The sequence below is a fragment of the Ruminococcus bromii genome (assembly GCF_002834225.1).
Lineage (GTDB): Bacteria > Bacillota > Clostridia > Oscillospirales > Acutalibacteraceae > Ruminococcoides > Ruminococcoides bromii.
On sequence record NZ_NNSR01000064.1, the window covers coordinates 1 to 4,959 of the forward strand.

Below are 4,959 nucleotides of genomic sequence, written 5' to 3' on the forward strand. Positions count from 1 at the left end.
TTCATCATACTTCGGATAATTGTAGCGCCACTTGTCATATTCGTCACGGTTAATGTCGCCGTTATGATATTTCTCGGATTGTTCAGCCCACGCAGCGAGCATTTCTGAAAGCTCGGCAGCATCTGTTCCTTTTTTAGGGTCTGCATACATTGAAACACCGTTTTCAGTCTTTAATATTGTCAATCCGTATCTGTCCTCTAATGTAAACAAGGTGTGCATTAACCCTATGTAACTGTCAATGTCAGGAACAGAAAGAGCCTGTGGCGATATATCGAAAACCTCTGCAAGTTTATTTGTTAAATCAGCCTTAGGCGTTCTACTTCCGGATTCATACTGTGCCATACGAATGTCAGCGGTTTTTTCGGGAAATCCGACCACCTGTCCTAAATATTTCTGTGTCATTCCGCAAAGATTACGAAAGAACCTTATTCTCTCTCCGATTGCCATAAAATTTACGCTCCCTTATTCATATAATGTGCAAACAGTATATCATATATGTTTAGTATATGTCAAGTAACATAAAACAAAAAAGTTTAATATTTTTACGAAAACCACTTGACATAACGGAATATGTTTAGTATAATCATTAAGCAAATAGCGTTAAGTTGTTTGCGAAAACTGAATATCCGTCATACATCACGGTAATGGTGTATCCGCTCGGGCAAATCGGAATGCGGTCAGAAAGTTCTCCGACACTAAATAAACAAACTAACAAGAATTGAAAGGAGGTTTCAGTATGAGTACAACATTTATGAAAGTACAAGATGTTGCCGACGAATTAGGTATTTCAAAATCTTATGCCTATAAAATCGTGCAGCAGCTTAACGAAGAGTTAAAAGCACAAGGCTTTATAACTATTTCAGGACGAGTAAACAAACAGTATTTTTTAGAAAGAGTTTGTTATGGTACAGCCGAAAAAGAAAGGATGTGATATCAATGGCTGTTTATAAGGAAGAAAAAACAAATACTTGGCGTGTTATCTATCGCTATACCGATTGGAATGGCGAACGAAAGCAATCACAAAAACGAGGATTCAAAACAAAACGTGAGGCTCAGGCGTGGGAAAGAGAACAACTTAATAAGCTTGGCGGAGATTTGGATATGAATTTCAAGAGTTTTGTTGAACATTACTCCGAAGATATGCAGACTCGACTTAAAGAAAACACTTGGGAAACCAAGAAACATATTATTGATAAAAAGCTTATTCCATATTTCGGTAAGCTGAAAATGTGCAACATAACCGCACAACAAATAATTACTTGGCAAAATGAGCTTATCAATTATAAGGACGATAACGGCAAACCGTATTCTCCCGTATATTTGAAAACAATACACAATCAGCTGTCTGCGATATTCAACCATGCTGTCAGGTACTACAACCTGAAAGAAAACCCTTGTCAAAAGGCGGGCAGCATGGGTAAAAAGAAAAATCGTGAAATGCTTTTCTGGACTAAAGAGGAATATTTGAAGTTTGCTGATGCAATGATGGATAAGCCGATGTCATACTATGCGTTTGAAATGCTCTATTGGACGGGTATTCGTGAGGGCGAGCTGTTAGCTCTTACTTCTGCTGATTTCGATTTTGAAAAGCGAACGGTAACAATTAATAAATCGTTTCAGCACTTAAACGGCAGAGATATAATCACTTCACCGAAAACAGAGAAAAGTAACCGCACAATTCAGTTGCCAAAGTTCCTTTGTGATGAAATGCAGGATTATCTGAAAATGCTTTACGATGTGGGGTTGGAGGACAGAGTGTTTCCAATTACAAAAAGCTATCTGCACAGAGAAATGGACAGAGGCGCAAAAGAAGCAGGCGTAAAAAGAATCCGTATTCACGATATCCGCCACAGCCACGTTAGTTTGCTGATTGATATGGGATTCTCTGCGACGGCTATTGCAGACCGTGTGGGACATGAAAGCATTGATATAACTTACAACTATGCACATTTGTTCCCATCAAAGCAGGCTGAAATGGCGGATAAGTTAGATATGGAAAGGGGCGAGTAAAATGTCACTTAAAAATAGAGATGAGCATAACCGCTGGAGAAACAAAACCGTAGCGTTTCGTGTATCGCCGGAGGAGGACAAACAAATTGAAACTTATGTACGGCTTTCAGGACTAACTAAGCAGGATTATATAACAAGGCGACTCACGCACAGGGATATAGTTGTGCAAGGCAATCCGAGAGTATTCAAGGCTTTGCGAAACCAGCTTGCCGATGTGCTGTCGGAATTACAGCGAATAAAAGCCGGCGGGGAGGTAAATGATGAGTTGCTTGATGTAATAGAAATGATTGCCGATATTCTCGGCGGATTGAAAGGAGAGGATAACAATGGAGAATAAAAAAGAAATGACCGCCCCGAATGTATCTGTTGGCGCAGATACGGAGCAGTCAATCCAAAAATGTACTGACATTAGTATAAACGATAACGATGAAAATATCAAGGATTTTGACGAAAGTTTTCGTGAAATGCAAAGAGAAATGCTGAGACAAATGGATCCGTCATATTTGAAAACCGTTTCAATGTCGGCTCTGTATGATACCGATTTCGAAACACAAACCGCACTTATAGACGGTCTGCTTTATCAGGGAACTTACTTGTTCGTGGGTTCTCCGAAAGTAGGAAAGAGTTTTATGATGGCACAGCTCGCTTACCATATCAGCACTGGAACTCCGCTTTGGAATTACAGAGTCCGCAATGCAACCGTTCTTTATTTTGCCCTTGAAGATGATTACCCTCGCTTACAGCGCAGGCTCTATCATATGTTCGGCGCTGACGGAACGGACAACTTGTATTTTGCAACAGAAAGCAAAACCGTAAACGGCGGTTTGGAAGACCAAATAAGAGGTTTTATTCAGGAACACCCTGACACCGGACTGATTATCATAGATACGCTAAAGCGTGTTCGAGAGACAGGTGGTGCGGATTACAGCTACGGCAGTGATTACGATGTAGTCGCAAAGCTGAAAGCGCTTGCCGACAGCTACAAGGTAACAATGCTTATCGTCCATCACACACGCAAACAGCAGGCAGACGATAAATTTGATACAATCTCCGGCACAAACGGATTGCTCGGTGCGGCAGACGGCGCCTTTGTTCTCAGCAAAGAGAAACGAACAACCAATGCCGCAACGCTTGATGTCACCGGCAGAGATCAGCAGGATCAGCGAATACACCTTGTTCGCAATCCGCAAAAACTTATATGGGAATTTGAAAAAAGCGAAACAGAAGTTTGGACAGAGCCGCCTGACCCGCTGCTTGAAAAGGTATCGACTGTTCTTTCTTCGGACAGTAGCCGATGGGACGGGACGGCTTCTGAATTGAGCAAACTTATTGGATTGGATATTAAGCCTAATGTTCTGTCGCTAAGACTTAGTATCAACGCCGGGCGGTTGCTTAAAGATTACGACATTCATTACAAAGCGAGTCGCACGCACAGCGGACGAAAAATATCCCTTTGGAAAGAAAGCGTGTCAATGTGTGACGACCGTGACAAACTCTCCGAGAACGGTGATGTGGTCTAAAACATTGTCACCATCGTCACGGTTTGTCACAGCAAAAGTTTAGCAGAGTGTGCAGAGAGTGCCTTTTCAAAGGCGGCTCTTTGCCCCTCGGAGAGCGCAAAACCTGCTCGCAGGTTGCATTTTTGATGGGCTCGCCTGTCAAAAGTGCTTTTGCGTTACTCTTGACAAGAGTAACAGAACCGAGGACGAGCAAGTTTATGAGATTGGAGGTATAACTTATGCAAAGAACGATAAGCGCAATGGTGGGTAAAGGCTCGGTCAATCACAACAGCCGCAAGTTCAAGGCTGAAAATGTTGACGGGATCAGAACGCATTTGAACATTGATTACTGTAACGAGCCGATAAAGAAAATCTATCACGAATTGTTTGACGAAGCACTAAAAAGATACAACGAAAAGCAGACAAGAGCCGACCGCAGAATAGAAAACTACTATGAGAAAATCAGAAACTCAAAGCAAGAAAAGCCGTTTCACGAACTGATTTTACAGATTGGCGATAAGGAAAATATGAGCGTCGAAAGCGAAAACGGACAGCTTGCACGGCAGGTTTTAGATGAGTATTATCGGGGATTTCAAGAGCGAAATCCCAACCTAAAAGTGTTCTCTGCTCATCTGCATATGGACGAGGCAACGCCCCATTTGCATATTGATTTTGTTCCGTTCACAACCGGCAGCAACCGTGGACTTGACACGAGAGTATCACTAAAGCAGGCGCTTGCCGCACAAGGATTTAAGGGCGGAACCCGTGGAGATACCGAGTGGAATCAATGGGTAAGCGCAGAAAAATCTGCACTCGCATTCGTTATGGAACGACACGGAATTGAGTGGGAACACAAAGGAACGCACGAAAAACATTTGTCTGTTCTTGATTATAAAAAGCAAGAAAGAACAGCAGAACTTGAACAATTGGGTGCTAAAATCGAAGAAAAGCAAGCCGAATTTAATGTGTTATCCGAGCGAGTGTTAAACTATGATGATGGTTTGGAAAAATTAAGGAATGTGGAAGAAATGCTCGATAATGCCCCCGAATATCAGCTCTCCGAACCGCAAAGTTTTATGTCTGCAAAAGCATATAAAACCAAAATTGCAGAGCCGCTTATTCAAAAATTAAAAGCGTTAATCAAGACGGCATTGGCTCGTTGCTTTGAAGGTTGGGACAATTACCATAGATTAAATATCACGAACGGCAATCTCTATCGTGAGAACGAAATGTTATCGAAAATCAACAGTAAGCTGAAAAACGAAAACGAAAATTTGCGTTCAGAGGTCAAAGATTACAAACTTTTGCGCAAAGTTTTCGGGCATAAACAGATTGACGAGTTGCTTGAACAGGCAAGAAATATTAAAGGTCGTAAGCGTGAAAACCCACGCTCAAGATAAATAAATTTTTGGAGGTAAAACAAAATGGCAAACACAATTTTTGAACAAAC

Annotated in this window: 6 protein-coding genes; 5 read left to right on the forward strand and 1 reads right to left on the reverse strand. The window is 41.6% G+C overall.

Annotated elements, in window-relative coordinates; genetic code table 11:
- Window positions 1-447 (reverse strand): helix-turn-helix domain-containing protein (locus RBATCC27255_RS06975; protein WP_101029137.1); only part of this gene is annotated, 447 nt, incomplete at its 3' end.
- 289 nt (window positions 448-736) lie between these two features.
- Here RBATCC27255_RS06975 and RBATCC27255_RS06980 point away from each other — a divergent pair.
- The 5 genes from RBATCC27255_RS06980 (at window position 737) to RBATCC27255_RS07000 (ending at window position 4,909) form a co-directional block, all read left to right on the forward strand.
- A complete protein-coding gene (locus RBATCC27255_RS06980) occupies window positions 737-931 on the forward strand; it encodes a helix-turn-helix domain-containing protein (RefSeq protein ID WP_021883140.1) in 195 nt (64 codons plus the stop codon).
- A gap of 5 nt (window positions 932-936) precedes the next feature.
- Complete coding sequence (locus RBATCC27255_RS06985) at window positions 937-2,010, forward strand: site-specific integrase (RefSeq protein ID WP_101029343.1); 1,074 nt, start codon at window positions 937-939, stop codon at window positions 2,008-2,010.
- Window position 2,011: 1 nt separating this feature from the next.
- Window positions 2,012-2,347 (forward strand): plasmid mobilization protein, encoded by a 336-nt coding sequence (locus RBATCC27255_RS06990; protein ID WP_101029344.1) that lies wholly within the window; start codon window positions 2,012-2,014, stop codon window positions 2,345-2,347.
- A complete protein-coding gene (locus RBATCC27255_RS06995) occupies window positions 2,337-3,530 on the forward strand; it encodes an AAA family ATPase (protein WP_101029345.1) in 1,194 nt (397 codons plus the stop codon). The genes RBATCC27255_RS06990 and RBATCC27255_RS06995 overlap by 11 nt, the downstream gene beginning before the upstream one ends.
- A gap of 218 nt (window positions 3,531-3,748) precedes the next feature.
- Window positions 3,749-4,909, forward strand: coding sequence for a plasmid recombination protein (locus tag RBATCC27255_RS07000; protein ID WP_242958582.1), 1,161 nt, complete (start codon window positions 3,749-3,751; stop codon window positions 4,907-4,909).
- The last annotated feature ends 50 nt before the right edge of the window (window positions 4,910-4,959 follow it).